This window comes from Pseudomonas sp. H1h (assembly GCF_000633255.1).
Lineage (GTDB): Bacteria > Pseudomonadota > Gammaproteobacteria > Pseudomonadales > Pseudomonadaceae > Aquipseudomonas.
Map to the genome: position 1 here is coordinate 1 of NZ_AYMJ01000031.1, position 14,962 is coordinate 14,962.

At 60.8% G+C, this 14,962-nt stretch carries 12 protein-coding genes; 4 read left to right on the top strand and 8 right to left on the bottom strand.

Annotated elements, in window-relative coordinates:
* Positions 1–87: hypothetical protein (locus U862_RS31235; RefSeq protein ID WP_256214753.1), on the top strand; the 87-nt coding region annotated here is incomplete at its 5' end.
* 147 nt (positions 88–234) lie between these two features.
* Here U862_RS31235 and U862_RS0123995 read toward each other — a convergent pair.
* Positions 235–1,164 (bottom strand): AraC family transcriptional regulator, encoded by a 930-nt coding sequence (locus tag U862_RS0123995; RefSeq protein ID WP_025112729.1) that lies wholly within the window; start codon positions 1,162–1,164, stop codon positions 235–237.
* A gap of 336 nt (positions 1,165–1,500) precedes the next feature.
* Here U862_RS0123995 and U862_RS0124000 point away from each other — a divergent pair, with 336 nt between their 5' ends.
* Positions 1,501–1,854, top strand: coding sequence for an antibiotic biosynthesis monooxygenase family protein (locus U862_RS0124000; RefSeq protein ID WP_025112730.1), 354 nt, complete (start codon positions 1,501–1,503; stop codon positions 1,852–1,854).
* Positions 1,855–1,897: 43 nt separating this feature from the next.
* On the top strand, positions 1,898–2,140 hold the full coding sequence (locus tag U862_RS0124005; protein ID WP_025112731.1) for a hypothetical protein: 243 nt from the start codon (positions 1,898–1,900) through the stop codon (positions 2,138–2,140).
* Positions 2,141–2,146: 6 nt separating this feature from the next.
* Here U862_RS0124005 and U862_RS0124010 read toward each other — a convergent pair whose 3' ends face one another.
* Entirely contained in the window at positions 2,147–2,776 is a 630-nt protein-coding gene (locus U862_RS0124010; RefSeq protein WP_025112732.1) for a flavin reductase family protein, read from the bottom strand.
* Positions 2,777–3,036: 260 nt separating this feature from the next.
* Positions 3,037–3,312 (bottom strand): hypothetical protein, encoded by a 276-nt coding sequence (locus U862_RS0124015; RefSeq protein ID WP_025112733.1) that lies wholly within the window; start codon positions 3,310–3,312, stop codon positions 3,037–3,039.
* 341 nt (positions 3,313–3,653) lie between these two features.
* On the opposite strand from U862_RS0124015, the gene U862_RS0124020 reads away from it, so the two are divergent.
* Positions 3,654–4,412: a membrane protein gene (locus U862_RS0124020; protein ID WP_025112734.1), complete on the top strand. Its 759-nt coding sequence runs from the start codon at positions 3,654–3,656 to the stop codon at positions 4,410–4,412.
* A gap of 141 nt (positions 4,413–4,553) precedes the next feature.
* Here U862_RS0124020 and U862_RS0124025 read toward each other — a convergent pair whose 3' ends face one another.
* The 5 genes from U862_RS0124025 to U862_RS0124045 all read right to left on the bottom strand — a co-directional run bounded on the left by U862_RS0124025 (position 4,554) and on the right by U862_RS0124045 (position 14,957).
* Complete coding sequence (locus U862_RS0124025) at positions 4,554–5,873, bottom strand: MFS transporter (RefSeq protein ID WP_025112735.1); 1,320 nt, start codon at positions 5,871–5,873, stop codon at positions 4,554–4,556.
* Between the two features lie 317 nt (positions 5,874–6,190).
* Positions 6,191–7,522 carry a sigma-54 dependent transcriptional regulator gene (locus tag U862_RS0124030; protein WP_025112736.1) on the bottom strand — a complete coding sequence of 444 codons (1,332 nt, stop codon included), beginning with the start codon at positions 7,520–7,522 and terminating at the stop codon, positions 6,191–6,193.
* Complete coding sequence (locus U862_RS0124035) at positions 7,522–9,282, bottom strand: ATP-binding protein (RefSeq protein ID WP_025112737.1); 1,761 nt, start codon at positions 9,280–9,282, stop codon at positions 7,522–7,524. The genes U862_RS0124030 and U862_RS0124035 overlap by 1 nt, the downstream gene beginning before the upstream one ends.
* 78 nt (positions 9,283–9,360) lie before the next feature.
* Complete coding sequence (locus U862_RS0124040) at positions 9,361–12,201, bottom strand: RHS repeat-associated core domain-containing protein (RefSeq protein WP_025112738.1); 2,841 nt, start codon at positions 12,199–12,201, stop codon at positions 9,361–9,363.
* A 32-nt stretch (positions 12,202–12,233) separates the two neighbouring features.
* Positions 12,234–14,957, bottom strand: coding sequence for an RHS repeat domain-containing protein (locus tag U862_RS0124045; protein WP_025112739.1), 2,724 nt, complete (start codon positions 14,955–14,957; stop codon positions 12,234–12,236).
* Between the last annotated feature and the right edge of the window lie 5 nt (positions 14,958–14,962).

Sequence of the window (14,962 nt, forward strand, 5' to 3'; positions counted from 1 at the left end):
CGCCAGTACCGTGCCGGCAAGGGCAAGCGCCCGGATCCGCTCAAGGACGACTTGCCGATCCCGCCGGATCTGCGCCGCGATTCCTGATCCTGCGGTGCCGCTGATGGCCTCTTCGCGAGCAAGCCCGCTCCCACATTCGATCTTCGGTGAATACAGAATTGGGGTATCACACAGATCCAATGTGGGAGCGGGCTTGCTCGCGAAAGCGTCAGTCGATACAGCGCAATATCCGGATCAGACAGAAAGCCGCAACCGCGCCAGATCCCTTAACGGCGGCGCACCAAACAAGCGGCTGTACTCGCGGCTGAACTGCGACGGGCTTTCATACCCCACTCGATACCCCGCGGCCGACGCTTCCAGCCCTTCGGTCAGCATCAGGCGTCGCGCTTCCTGCAGGCGCAACTGCTTCTGATATTGCAGCGGACTCATCGCGGTCATTGCCTTGAAACGGTGATGCAGGGTCGAGACGCTGAGGTTCACTTCCTTCGCCAGATCATCGATGCGCAGCGGTTGCTCGAAGTTGCCGTTGAGCCATTTGATCGCCTGGCTGATGCGGTGGCTCTGGCTGTTGGCAATCGCGATCTCATACAATCGATGGCCCTGCGGACTGCGCAGCAGGCGGTAGAGAATCTCCCGGCGAATCAGCGGCGCGAGCATGGCGATGTCTTTCGGGGAGTCGAGCAGCCGCGCCAGGCGCAGCACTGCATCGAGCATCGCGCTGTCGATCTGCTCGACATACAGGCCACGCCCGGTCGGTCGGGTTGGCACTCCCATCGGGCCGGCATCGGCGATCAGCGCGGTGATTTCGGCCGGGTCGATGTCCAGGCGCACGGCGAGGATCGGATCCTCTGGCGAGACATTCACGACCCGTCCGCTGAGGGGCATCGAGACCGAGACCACCAGGTAATTCAACGGGTCGTAATTGAAGTATTCATCCGCCAGCCGCACCTCTTTGCGGCCCTGAGCCATGATGCACAGCGCCGGTTGCGCCAGCACCGGGGCAAAGTCGTGGGACTGGGTGTGGCGCGACATGAACAGCGAGCCGATGGCGGTCTGGTAACTGCCGTCGTCCGTGGTGTTGCGGCGGATGATCGCCGCCAGTTCTGCACGCTGTTTCTCCATGTCGGCATCGGGCGGGGTTTGGAAACGATCGAATGACGTCATGCACGGCATCCTCGGCAAGGGAGGTGGAATGGGGCAGAGCATAAGTTTGTGCAAGCGCAAGCGGTAGACACATCCTGTCAAATGCTTGCCTGATTCTGCATCGGCTTGCCGGCGTGCTCAGCCATAGCAGGACGCGGGCCATTAAACTTGCTTGAAACCGGTATGACAGCCGTGTGACAGGTTTTTACCCGGAGTAGCAGGGTGTGTCTGCAGTCTCGCAGGATTGTGCAACGCAGAGGCAGGAATCGACTAACGGCGCAGTGTGTTCGGCCCTTAACCTTGGATCCTGTCGCAGCCCGTCCCCGGCTGCCACGCGACTCCCTGGGAGGGTTGAACATGTCCAAGCAGATTCCCGTCAGTCATATGGCCTTCGTTCGAGCGCGCGCCGGACGCTCCGCCGAACTGGGTGTACGCCTCAGTGCCTTGATCGAACCGTCGCGCACCGCCCCCGGTTGCCTGAACTTTGCCCTGCAGCATTCGCAATGTGATCCGGACTTGTGGCTGGTCTCCGGTTTCTGGAGCCATCAACAGGCGATGACGGCGTATTTCAACAGTCCGTCGATGCAGGTCTTTGCCGAACTGGTCCAGGACCTGGTGGTCAACAGCCTGGATTTCCACACGTTCAAAGAGGTGTCGGCGGCCCAGGCGTTGGGACAATGCCCTGCACCGATACACAAACTCGCCGGTTGAGGGTTTAATGTCCGGCTTATTCATCTGAGCCGGGATGTGTGCCATGGCACGTAAAGAGTTCGAACACTTCGAAGCAGTCTCCGCAGTCGTCCCCGTCGAGTTGGGCGGCAACAAGGGTTATCACGCGGCAATCGCGGTCAAGGCCCTGGTCGATGGCGGTGCGCCACGCTTTCACAAACTGCTGGGTGATCAGGTGTTCCCTGGCGCCATCGCTGCCGATGAGGCAGCTACCCAAGAGCTGGACCGTCTGCAGGGCGTCACTGATGACGCCGAGCTGATCTGGTAACTGCGCTTATTTGCCGGCGCCCGGGCGCCACATCTTGAACAAGGCCTCTGGCCCCAACTGGAAATAATCCGCCGGCCCGCCGCCGCGCAGAATCGGTTCTGCCGCGGCGGTGTCGTAGATCCCGTCCTTCAACAGCCACTTGGCGATATGCACGGCGACCACTTCGCCGAGTATCAGCCAGCTCGGCACGGTTTCGCCATTGGCGCGCTGCAACTGAATGATCTGCGTGACCTTGCACTCGAAGGACACCGGGCTTTCGGCCACCCGTGGCACCGCAATCACCTTCGACGCCACGGGCGTCAGTCCCGCCAATTCAAACTCGTTGACCTCAGGTGCGACCATTGCGCAGCTCTGGTTCATCTGCTCGGCCAGTGGCCGGGTGGCGAGGTTCCAGGCGAACTCACCGGTCTGCTCGATGTTGTTCAGGCTGTCTTTGCGCCCGACACTGGAAAAACCAATGATCGGCGGAATGTAGTTGAACGCGTTGAAGAAGCTGTAAGGCGCCAGGTTCAACCGGCCATGGGCATCCTGCGAAGAGATCCAGCCGATGGGACGCGGGCCGACGATGGCGTTGAACGGATCGTGGGGCAGGCCGTGGCCGTGGGCGGGTTCGTAGAAGTGGATGTCATCGGACATGGCTGGGGTTCCTGGAGGGCGTTCGTAGACGGCTAATAGTGCAAGTCTGAAACAGCATTTTCCAGTCACGCAAAGATATTCCAGTTGATGCAATTTCCCTTGTGGGAGCGGGCTTGCTCGCGAATGCAATCTTTCAGTTGCCACAGTGGTTGACTGACCCACCGCTTTCGCGAGCAAGCCCGCTCCCACTGGGGATATTTGTGATGCCCCAGAAATGACTAAGCCCGGCCGAAGCCGGGCTGTGGGGAGACTGCCGATGATCAGCTGATGGCTGCAGCAGTACCGGTTTTGTCGAAACCGTCAGAGGCAATGGCGGCTGCGGTGCCAGTCTTGTCAAAGCCATCGGCAGCCACGGTTTTGCCGATGTTGGTTTTGTCGAAACCGTCAGCGGCGTAAGTGCCCGAATGGCTGGTTTCGATGGCGGCACTGGCGCCGGAAATGAAGTCGGCCGATTTGGTTTTGTCCGAGCCATCGGCGGCGAAGGTGTTAGCGGCCAGTACGGACAGGGTCAGGGCGAGGATCAGTTTGGTTTTCATGTTGGTTACTCCGGATTCGTTGGCGATGTGTCTTGCTTGGATCGAATGCTACGCCAAATAAATTGATTAAAAAGCGCAAATTAATGCTAAAAACAATCGATTAACTTGATGTTAAGGGCGGCGCATTAATTGGCTTCCCATGCCGGGAGCGAACGTCGCGCAGGTAATCGATCAGGTGAATGCAGGATGCAAGGGCAGCATTAATGGGGGATTAATCGCTGATTTTCGCGATATGACAGATTTTTCATCTACTGCCGACCGGTTTTTCACCGGCGCAACGCCAGTCTGCCCACGGCCAGAAAACCAAGAACCGGCCGTCATACACTGGAGTTTTGCTTGCAATGAATAAACTGCCTCAAATTACCCTGGCGTTCTGGGTCATGAAAATCTGCGCGACGACCCTGGGGGAAACCGCCGGGGATTTGCTGTCGATGACCCTCAACGTCGGGTACGCCCTCAGCTCGCTGATCCTGATCAGTGTGTTCGTGCTGACGCTGATCAGCCAATTGATGGCCAAGACTTACAAGCCGCTGCTGTACTGGATCGTGATTCTGTCGACCAGCACTGCCGGCACCACCATGTCCGACTTCATGGACCGCACTCTCGGGCTGGGTTACGCCACCGGGTCGATGATCCTGATTGCGATTCTGCTGGCGATCTTTGCGGCCTGGCGCCTGAGCGGCGATTCGCTGAACGTCAGCAAGGTGCAGACCTTCCGGGGCGAGATGTTCTACTGGATGGCGATTCTGTTTTCCAACACCCTGGGCACCGCGCTCGGCGACTACCTGGCGGATGATTCGGGCCTGGGCTTTGCCGGTGGCGCGCTGCTGATCGGCTCGACCATTGCCGTGGTCGTGCTGCTCAAATACTTCACGAAGATTTCGTCGGTGCTGCTGTTCTGGGTGGCATTCGTGCTGACCCGGCCGTTCGGTGCGACCTTGGGCGACTTGATGACCAAGTCTCACGAGAAGGGTGGCCTGGACTTCGGGACCATCGGTTCGTCGGCGGTGCTGGCGGGGATTCTGCTGGTGATGATTGTCGGCGCGTCGTATGCGCAGAAGCGTTATGGCAAGCAGGGCGTGGCTGCCGAATTGTCCTGATGGATCTGAAACCGGATTGAGGCATTCGCGAGCAGGCTCGCTCCCACAGAGGATTTGTGTTGATCACAGATCCAATGTGGGAGCGAGCCTGCTCGCGATGGGGCCATGACAGCCACCGTTGCAGTGGCTGCATAAACCCGATCAGTCAGTCACGATCCGCGAGTGTTTCTGCGTGTCCTTCATGGTCACGTAAACCAGCAGCGACACCGCAATGCACGCGGTCACGTACCAGTAGTAACCGGTTTCCATGCCGATGCTCTTGAACCACAGCGCGATGTATTCGGCGGTACCGCCGAAGATCGACACGGTGAGTGCGTACGGCAGGCCGACGCCCAGGGCGCGGATTTCGGTCGGGAACAGCTCGGCCTTCACCACCGCGTTGATCGAGGTGTAGCCGCTGACGATGATCAGCGCCGCCATGATCAGGAAGAACGCACCCCACCAGGTCTGGATGGTGTGCAGGGTCATCAGGATCGGCACGGTGAAGATCGTCCCCAGCACGCCGAAGGCGATCAGGATCGGACGACGACCGATTTTATCGGACAGGCCACCGATGATCGGTTGCAGGCACATGAACAGGAACAGTGTGGCGGCAGAAATGGTGGTCGAATCGGAGATGCTCATGCCGACGGTGTTCACCAGGTATTTCTGCATGTAGGTGGTGTAGGTGTAGAACGCCAGCGTACCGCCCATGGTCAGGCCGACCACGGTCAGCAGTTCCTTTGGATGGCGCATCAAGGTGCGCATTGCGCTTTCCTTGGACTTCTCTTTCTTGGTAAACGACTCGGTTTCTTCCATGCCGCGACGCAGGTACAGCGCGACGACTGCGCACAATGCACCGATGGCAAACGGAATACGCCAGCCCCACGCGTACAGCTGTTCAGTGGTCAGCAGGTTCTGCAGCACGATCAACACGCCCAGCGCGATGAGCTGGCCGGAGATCAGGGTCACGTACTGGAAGCTGGAGAAGAAGCCGCGACGCTCCTTGGTCGCCATCTCCGACAGATAGGTGGCCGAAGTGCCGTACTCGCCGCCGACCGACAGGCCTTGCAGCAGTCGCGCGAACACCAGCAGGATCGGCGCGCCGATGCCGATGGTTTCATAGTTGGGGCTGAGGGCGATCAGCAAGGAGCCGAAGCACATCAGGTACACCGAGGCCATCAAGGCTTTCTTGCGACCGACCTTGTCCGCGTACAGGCCCATCAGCCAGCCACCGATCGGGCGCATCAGGAAGCCCACGGCGAAGATCGCGGCGGTGTTCATCAGTTGGGCAGTGGTGGAACCGGCGGGGAAGAAGGTCTTGGCGAAGTACAGCGAGAAGGCGGCGTAGACGTACCAGTCGTACCACTCGACCATGTTGCCGACAGAACCGCTGAAGATCGATTTGATCCGGCTGGCGGTGGTTCTTGTCTTGGCAGGCGCAGCAGCCGACCCAAGAGGCAGGGCGTTGGAGTTATCCATTGAAGGATCCTTCGTTTAATTGTTTTTGTGGAGCGCGTTAAAACGCAGCCTGCCGGGGCTATAGCAGGAGCTATGCCAACGGGAAGAGTGCCGGTTTAGAGGGGGCGGGGAGATTGGATGAGCGGAAATCCGCTTATTGATTGTGATTGGTGAGCGGAAAACTGCTTATCTGGCACAGGGGGGGGTGTCAGTTCTGGCCTCTTCGCGAGCCAGCCCGCTCCCACAATGGTCGGTGGTGTTCACAAATTCTGTGCTCAGCACAAAACCCTGTGGGAGCGGGCTGGCTCGCGAAGGGGCCGGGACCGGCGCAGTCAACATTAGCTGTCCGGCACAAACATCTCCCGGCTCAACCCATGCCGCTGCAGCTTTTCATTGAACGTGCGGCGCGGCAGTTGCAACTCTTCCAGCACCGCTTTCACATCGCCCTTGTGCCGGGTCAGCGCAGCGCGCAGGCACTGGGCTTCGAAGGCTTCCTGCTGCGCCGCGAGGGACTGGCCGGGGTCGATGCCTTGCACCGGCTCATCGAGCCCCAGCACCTGGCGCTCGGCGACGTTCGCCAGCTCACGCACGTTGCCCGGCCAGTCGTGGCTGAGCAGGTGGCTCAATTGCGTGCCGCTCAATGGCGGGAAGGTGCGCCCCAGGCGCTGGGCGGCGCTGAAGGCAAAGGACTCGAACAGCAGCGGAATGTCTTCGCGACGATCACGCAGCGGCGGCAGGCGCAGCTCGGCGACGTTCAGGCGATAGGCCAGGTCTTCACGAAAGCGTCCGGCCCGGGCTTCGTCGAGCAGGTCGGGCTTGGTCGCAGCAACGATCCGCAAGTCGACGCGAATACTCTGGTTCGAGCCCAGGCGCTCCAGCTTCTGCTCCTGCAATACCCGCAGCAGTTTCACCTGCTGGGCCAGCGGCATGCTTTCGATTTCATCGAGAAACAGCGTGCCGCCGTCGGCGTACTCCAGCTTGCCGATGCGCTTGCCGGAGGCACCGGTGAACGCGCCGCTCTCGTGGCCGAACAACTCGGCCTCGAACAACTGCTCGGGAATTGCTGCACAGTTGAGCGCCACAAACGGCTTGTCCGCGCGCGGGCCGAAGTCGTGCAGGCAGCGCGCGATCAGTTCCTTGCCGCTGCCGGTTTCGCCGCGGATCAATACGTTGACCGGCAGAGCCGCCAGCTCCAGCACCTGCCGGCGCAAGGTCTGCATGCCACGAGACACGCCGAGCAGCGTGGCATCGAGTCTGGCGCGGTGGTCGGCCTGCTCGTGCAGGGCGCGGTTTTCCAATACCAGACGACGCTTGTCGAGCGCCCGGCGCAGGCTGCCGAGCAGGGTTTGCGGGCTGAACGGTTTTTCAAGGAAGTCGTAGGCGCCGTCGCGCATGGCTTCGACCGCCATCGGCACATCGCCGTGACCGGTCAGCAGAATCACCGGCAGATCGGCATCACGCCGCTGCACTTCGGCCAATAACGCCAGACCACTGAGTCCGGGCATGCGCACATCGCTGAGGATCACCCCGGGGAAGTGCGCGGGCAGCGCCGCCAGGCAATCTTCGGCGCGGCTGAACAACTGCACCTCGAACCCCGACAGGCTCAGCCACTGTTCGACAGCGTTGCGGATGCTGCCTTCGTCATCGACCACTATCACTGAGTTGAGCATCAGATATGCGCCTCCAGATCGATCGGCAAGGTCAGGGTGAACACCGCGCCGGCCTCGCCATTTTCGACGCTCAGGCGCCCGCCGGATTCATGCACGATTGCGAAGGATACCGCCAGCCCCAGCCCCAGACCGTCACCCACAGGTTTTGTGGTGAAGAACGGATCGAACACCTGGTTCAGGTGTTCTTCGGCAATCCCGCCGCCATTGTCGATCACGCTCAGGCGCCACAGTTGTTCGTCCACCTCCAGGCGAATTTCCAGGCGCTTGCACGGTTTGCCCTGCATCGCGTCGAGGGCGTTGCGCAACAGGTTGATCAGCACCTGTTCGAGGCGGATCGCATCGCCACGCACCCAGGCGGGACGCGTCAGGTGCAGCACCAGACTCACCTGTTCATCACGCAGACGGGCGTCGAGCAATTGCAGCGACTGGTCGATCACGGTCGCCAGATCCAGCCGCTCGCGAAGGCCGCTGGGGCTCTTGCGGGCGAAGGTCTTCAGGTGACCGGTGAGCGACGCCATGCGCGTGAGCATCTCATCCACCGGTTTGAGCGCCTTGTAGGCGTCATCGACACGGCCATGGTCGAGCAGCAGGCGCAGCGTTGCCAGTTGCATGCGTTGCGCAGTCAGTGGCTGATTGATCTCGTGGGCCAGCGCCGCAGACATCTGCCCCAGCGCCGCGAGCTTGGCCGACTGCACCAGACCGTCCTGAGCCGTGCGCAGGTCGCGGGTGCGTTCTTCGACCAGTTGTTCGAGTTCTTCACGATTGCGTTGGCGGACTTTCGACAGGCGCCAGCGCTGGTTGAGAAACAGCAGCAGAAACACCAGCGCCAGCCACACCCCGGCAGCGGCCAGCCCGGCGTTGCGTAAATCTTCGAAGGCTACTTGCGGGCGGCGCAACAAGTGCAGGGTCCAGCCTTCAGCGGCGAGCGGCAGCGATTCCCACAGATAGTCCGCCGTGCCTTGCGGGCCTTCGACACGGCGCAGGTCACTGTTGTCGTCGAAGTGGCGCAGCGACAGATGCGTCAGCGGGCTCAGCGACTGCTTGTCGTACTGACGCGTGCGCTTGATCTCGGCCATGTCGCGGCTGTCCAGCGCCCGCAGCGAGCGATAGCGCCAGCCGGGCTGGTTGGCGATGAAAACGATTCCGCGTGCATCGCTGACCAACAGCGTGTCGCTGCCTTGGCTCCATTCGCGCTCCAGCTCCGGAAACTCCAGCTTGACCACCATCGCCCCGAGGAACTCGTCGTTGTCACCCAGCACCGCGCTGGAGAGAAAATAGCCGGGGATGCCACTGGTCACGCCCACCGCATAAAACCGCCCGCTGCCTTGGGTGCGGGTCTGGCTGAAGTACGGACGAAAACCATAGTTGTGGCCGACATAACTGCTGGGCAGGCGCCAGTTGCTCGCCGCCACCGCGAGACCGGTGTGATCAAGCAGTTCGAGGGTCGAGGACTGCGCCGCGCCGTTGATCTTTTCCAGTTTCAGATTCAGCACGTTCTGCTGCTCGGCCCCGACCGGCCCGGCCAGCGCGCCGCGCAGTTGCGGGTCCAGCGCCAGCACGGCGGGGAGGGCGCGGTAGCGGTCGATCAGGGTGTGCAACGAATTGGCGTACAGCGCCAATTGCTGGCTGGCGCGGGTGGCGTCTTCCTCCAGCGCCTTATGTTCAGCGTGGCGGATCGCGAGCGTGGCGGCGATGGCTGCACCGGCGATGATCAGCAGGGTGTACAACGACAGACGCAGGGTACGGGAAGTCGGCAGCATGCTGGGCTAATGGATAAAGGGACGGGCGGGCACGATAGCATGCGCCCGCCCGTCCTGTTTGCCTGACGCATCAGCTCATCAGACATGGCTGAACTTGTGCGAATGTGAGAGCAACATGGTTCTGGCGTAGGTCAGTTCGGTGATCACGGCTTGCGTTGCCTGTGTAAGGCTTTCGACGCTGTCGCCGAGGCTGTCCTTGAACAGACCAAAGGTGTGAACGGCATTGATGCCACTTGTGTTGAATTGATTGGCGACATCGGACAGATTGCCTTGCAGGGCGTCGATCAAGCCCGTCAGGTTGCGCTCGCCCTTGGCGATCTTTTCCGTTGACAAGTCTCCCATGGCACCGGTGATTTCATGGCCGATTTCCACGGCGCCCAACAGGGCGCTGGCGGTAGCACTGACTTCGCTGGCCCTCGTCGGCGCGAGCTGTTTGGCCCCCAGACTGATGGCGGTGCTGGTGCCTTCTTTCAAGCCCTTCAGGGCGCCTTTTTGTGTGCTGGGGAGCATTTTTGCGTACTTCTGCTCCATGTAGCTCAAGGGCGACATGGTCTTGTATTCGGCCTTCTTGATGATTTTTTCCGCCGAGACCCGACTCGCCTTGAATTTGATCGAGGCACTGGCGCCGGTGCGTTCGGTTGCATAGTCCCACAGCGTACTGATGGTTTTTTTAGCGGCGAATCCGATCGCAACCCCGGCTAAATTGCCTACGCCCGGGGCGGCAATGGCCAACGCCTGGGCGCCGATACCCACTGCGATTGCGCCACCATAGGCGACCACCTGTCCGGCGATATGCGTTGTACCGCGGCGCAGAGTCGAACCGGCGAAGTCAGATGTCGAGCGGTGATTGAGAATCTGCTGTTGAGCATCCAGACCACGGCGTAACGACAGGGCCAGAATGTTCAAGTGTCGATCAACCTGAAATGACAACTCCCGTCGCGCTCGGTGTTGACTACTCTGCACGGCACTTTGCGCTTTTCTCAGGTCACGTTCCTCGCGGGTTTCGGGCTGAAAAAAACCGCTCAGAGCCTGGCCGTCGGTGTCGATGAAACCTGCCGGATTGTTACCGACAAAGGCATACAGATTCAGTCCATCGATATCCCCCGCCGGGTCGGCACTGACCCAGCGTTGCAGCCACGGTGCGTAATAGCGGGCGCCGTAATAATAGAGACCACTGGCGTCCATCTCCTGACCCGAGTAACGGATGGTTTTGTAACTGGCTTCGAGCGCCGAACGGGCGGCCCACCATGCAGTGCCGCCGAACGGGTAGTAGTGCTCCAGACTGATGACGCCGGCGCGGTGGTCCAGTTCCAGCGTGCAGGAGCCGAGGTGATCGTCGAGGCTGTAACGCAGTTGGTCGTCTTCCAGTCCGGGTGGTCGGCCGTTGAGCCAGTGCAGACACCGAGCGCCGGACAGGACGATGACGTGCAGTTGCTGGCCGTCGCTACGGGTGTGAATTTCCAGGCCGGGCAAGTAGCGTACTTCACGACGATGAGTGGCGGACAAGGTATGGCTCAGCCAGCATTTATGGACGCGCTCACCCTGGCTGTAGCGATAGCTTTCCTCATCGTCGGGCAGGCCATTGCTGTGTTGCAGCAAGGTCACGCGTGCCAGTTGATCGCGGCTGTCCCACACCAGTGGCAGGGTGCCGGGTTGTAGCCGCAATTGATTGCCGTGCAGGTCGAAGTGTTCGGCGAAGACCGGATCGGGATCACCGCTTTCGCAGCGAACGGCCCGGTTGCTGTGGGGATCGATGATCATGTGTTGGGTGAAATGATGGCCTGCACGCACGTGCTGCAACTCGACAAGATTGTTGCCCTCGTCGTACCGGTAATATTCGCTGTAGTTGAAGCGTCGCCCGGGATCGATGGGGGAAATCGGCTGTGGCAGCCCGGGTGATTGCTGGGGGATTTCACCCTCCATGCCACGGCTTTCGATCAGCCGATACAACGAGTCGTAGACGAAGTGGCGATTGCCGTCGACCCGTTGATTGGCAAAGTACACCGTGGCCAGGCTGTGGTCTTCGATGCGCAGGATGTTGCCTGCGGGGTCGTACACATAATGCAGATCCTGGAGCGGGGCTGCCTGATCCTTGCACGCCAGTGAATGGAGCAGCCGTCCGTCGACCGGATCGTAATGCTGGCTGCGGCGAACACCGTTGCCGGCCAGTTGCCCGATCAGCCGACCCTCGGCGTTGTAGCGTGTTTCGCTGACCACCGTTTGCGCTGTACTGGCGCCCGCCAGCTGTAACGACAGTTGTAGCAATTGTCCTGCGAGGTCGTATTGCGACTGTTGCCGGTGGCCGCCGGAGTCGGTGAGCTGCAACACATTGCCCTGCGGGTCGTAATGTCGATGGGTGGTGAAGGTGTCGGTTGCGTCGATGAAGGTGCGGGTTTCCCTCACACCGTGGCCAAGCAGGCTATAGCTGCTGAAGACCACGTTGCCGGACGGATCTGTTTGTGTGGTCAATGCGCCGCGCAGGTTAAACCCGGCGTTCGCGTTGTGGTCGGCATAGGTGTAGCGCTCGATCCCGATCTGCGAGTTTTCAGTGACGGCGATCACCCGCAGCAACAAGTCATGGTCATACCGCCAATGGTTGCCGCGTTGGTCCCAGCGTTGCCGTTCTTCACCCGCGAGGCCCGGCAACGAAAGTCGCCAGCCGGCATCCACGCTGTCGACGCATAACGGTTGAGCATCCAGCGTATAGATCGTTTGCAGATTGGGCGGCGACGTATTGTCGAACCGGCGCGGGTCGCGCTGTGTCACCACCCGGCCAGCGGGATCATGCTGATGCCGGCTGACGAGGGCCTGCGCCGGCTCACCTGCGACCTGACGCAGATAGTCCACCTGGCGCACCAGCAACTGCCGAGGGTCATGGCTGCGCAGGATAGGGGTGTGGTGAAACAGCGACGCTGCCATTGTTCACTCTCGGTTGCTCTGTGAATCCGGCGTTATGCCGCCTGCTGTTTTTGCGCCAGATAGGCTGATACCCGCCCCAGCAAATCTCTGGCGTGCTTGATGGTGCCGCGCGCAACCGTCATTTGCTGTTGCAGGTGTGCCAGATCGTTGTCGGTACGCTCCGGCATCAGGGCGATGCCGACCAGTGTTACTGGCGCCGGCGCTGCACCAGCCAGCGTGTCGAAGTGTTCCTGGAGGCTAGCCTGCTGGCTGTCGAGGTAACCGGTCAACTCATCCAGCCGCGCGTTGAGACGGTCCAGGTCTCCCTGCCCCAAAGAATCGTTGAGTGCTTCGGTGAGTTGGGCCATCTGGCGGGCGATGTTCAGTGACTGTTTCAGATAGGGAATCTTCAGGTGTTTGCCCAGAACCCGGGCCGTGGTTTCCAGACCGATCTTCACCAGGCCCCCGGAGTGCTGCGGATTGAAACTTTCAAGGGTGCTCCTGAACGAGTTCGGCGAAGCCTTGGCCTTGCCTTGCAGGTTTTTCACCGAGAGCGCGGCCTGATCCGGCATGATCGAATAGCCGAGCTTGGTTTCTTCGCCGATCTTGTCCATGATCCTGACCGACGCCTCTGCGGTGAAAATAGCCCCCACCGCAGATGTCACCGGCACCACAAAGGGGGCAGCGGGGCCGCTGAGGCTACCGACGCCGGCGCCGACGGTGCTACCCAGTGCCCCGGCCTTGATCGCCACGGCAAACGTTGCCACGGTGAACGCGAGTTTTTTAAAGGCGGTCTTGTAGATGTCGCGAGTACGCGTGAGGTTGTAGAGCTGGTAGTTGACCTTCTGCAACTCACGGGTCATGTGTGTCAGCACGTTGGAAAACTCGCTGACTTTCTGCTGCGCTTCGCTGGGCGTCTGTTCGGTGCCGCCGTTATCGATGTAGCGCAACGGATTGTTGCTGACCATCGCGTACAGATTCAGCCCGTCGACATCGCCTGCGGGATCGGCGCTGATCCAGCGCTGCAGCCACGCGGCGTAGTAACGGGCGCCGTAGTAGTACAGGCCGCTGACGTCCATTTCCTTGCCTGAATAGCGGATGAACCGGTAACTCACTTCGATTGCCGAACGCGCGGCCATCCACGCCGTGGCGCCAAACGGGTAGTAACCTTCGTGGCTGATCACTTGCGCCTGTTGATCGAGCTCCAGCGTACAGGAGCCCAGATGATCGTTGAGGTTGTAGCGGATCTCGTCGGGTTTTTGCTGTGCCCAATGCAGGCACCGCACATCGCCGATACCAATGTCCAGTTGAATGACGTGCAGCACTTCACCGTTGTTGTTCGAGCGGATTTGCAGCCCGGGCAAGTAACGCGCCTGTTGGAAGTGTTCGCCATGGGCGGTGAAGGTTTCGTGGCGCTTGAACACCCGCTCACCCTGGCTGTAACGGTAATGCTCGGCATCGTGCCGACCGTCCTCGCGCTGGATCAGAATGACGCTCGCCAGCTCGTCACGAGCATTCCAGTGCAAGGTTTGCCCCGGCTGCAGCGATTGCAGGTTGCCGTGACGGTCGAACAACCGGTCGAATACCGGATCGGGATCGCCAGGCGTCCAGCGCACCCCGCGGTTGCTCTGCGGATCAATATGCATCTGGCGCGTGTGGCAGGCATCGGCCCGAACATGTTGCAGCTTGATCAGGCTGCCGCCGGCGTTGTACTCGTAGGTCTGCGTGTAGTTGCTTCGGTTGTTCGGATCGCTCGGCTGCGGCAGTCCTGGAATGTCGGAGGGCGGGGCTTCGTCATGCCCGGTCGCGCGGACCAAACGGTATAGCGAGTCATAGCCGAAGGTGCGGTGGCCGTCGATCAACTGATTGGCAAAGTAGACCGGCTGAAAGCCATGGTCGTGGATACGCAGGATGTTGCCGACCCGGTCGTGGACGTATTCGAAGTTCTGCAACACAGGACCGGCGTCCTTGTGGCTGCTATGGGTTTGTAGTCGACCGTCGGCCGGGTCATACGTCCAGAGGCTGCGCACCCGGTTACCGAGCACCTGTTCGATGATCTGACTGGCTGCGTTGTATTGCGCCTGGACCAATACCGATTGCCAGTCGGTGTGTCCGTTGAGTTGCAGGCGAACCTGACTGAGTTGCCCGGCCAGGCCGTAACGTGATTGTTGTCGATGCTGACCAGCATCCATCAGCTCCAGCACGGCGCCCAGCGGACTGAACACACGTTGGCTGGTGAACGCTTCGCCGTCATGAAAGGTGCGTGTTTCCATTTGAGGCTGACCGGCCAGGGCATAGCTGTCGGTACGCAGAATACCGGCGCAGTCATTGTGTTCGAGCAACTGGCCGCGCAGATTGTGCCCGGCATCGGCCGAGGCGTCGGCGTAAGTCAGGACCTCGACATCGACTCCGTTTTCCTCGACCGTCATCAAGCGCAGTTGCTGGTCATAGCTCATGCGCCAGTGGCTGCCACGGGCATCCCAGCGCTGCAGTGGTTGACTGGCAGGTTCTGGCAGGCTCAGGCGCCAGCCGGCGTCGACGCTGTCGAATTTCAATGCCTCGCCATTCAGCCGGTAAACCGTGGTCAGGCACGGCATATCAAGGCGCGGGTCCCATTGCTCGATCAGGCGTCCGCTCGTGTCGTGCCGTTGACGGGTGATCTGGCATTCGACTTCGGCGCCTGCCACGGTGCGCAGGTAAGCCACCTTCCTGGCCGGCAATCCCCTGGGGTCGTGAGCCGACAGGGCAGGCGTTCGCCAGTGAACGGAATATGTCATATCCG

Bases quoted from the DNA above. Each gene is read 5' to 3' on its own strand.
- U862_RS0124020 (WP_025112734.1), top strand. From the start codon at position 3,654: ATGAATAAACTGCCTCAAATTACCCTGGCGTTCTGGGTCATGAAAATC.
- U862_RS0124030 (WP_025112736.1), bottom strand. From the start codon at position 7,522: ATGCTCAACTCAGTGATAGTGGTCGATGACGAAGGCAGCATCCGCAAC.
- U862_RS0124010 (WP_025112732.1), bottom strand. From the start codon at position 2,776: ATGTCCGATGACATCCACTTCTACGAACCCGCCCACGGCCACGGCCTG.
- U862_RS0124045 (WP_025112739.1), bottom strand. From the start codon at position 14,957: ATGACATATTCCGTTCACTGGCGAACGCCTGCCCTGTCGGCTCACGAC.
- U862_RS0123995 (WP_025112729.1), bottom strand. From the start codon at position 1,164: ATGACGTCATTCGATCGTTTCCAAACCCCGCCCGATGCCGACATGGAG.
- U862_RS0124015 (WP_025112733.1), bottom strand. From the start codon at position 3,312: ATGAAAACCAAACTGATCCTCGCCCTGACCCTGTCCGTACTGGCCGCT.
- U862_RS0124035 (WP_025112737.1), bottom strand. From the start codon at position 9,282: ATGCTGCCGACTTCCCGTACCCTGCGTCTGTCGTTGTACACCCTGCTG.
- U862_RS0124040 (WP_025112738.1), bottom strand. From the start codon at position 12,201: ATGGCAGCGTCGCTGTTTCACCACACCCCTATCCTGCGCAGCCATGAC.
- U862_RS0124000 (WP_025112730.1), top strand. From the start codon at position 1,501: ATGTCCAAGCAGATTCCCGTCAGTCATATGGCCTTCGTTCGAGCGCGC.
- U862_RS0124025 (WP_025112735.1), bottom strand. From the start codon at position 5,873: ATGGATAACTCCAACGCCCTGCCTCTTGGGTCGGCTGCTGCGCCTGCC.
- U862_RS0124005 (WP_025112731.1), top strand. From the start codon at position 1,898: ATGGCACGTAAAGAGTTCGAACACTTCGAAGCAGTCTCCGCAGTCGTC.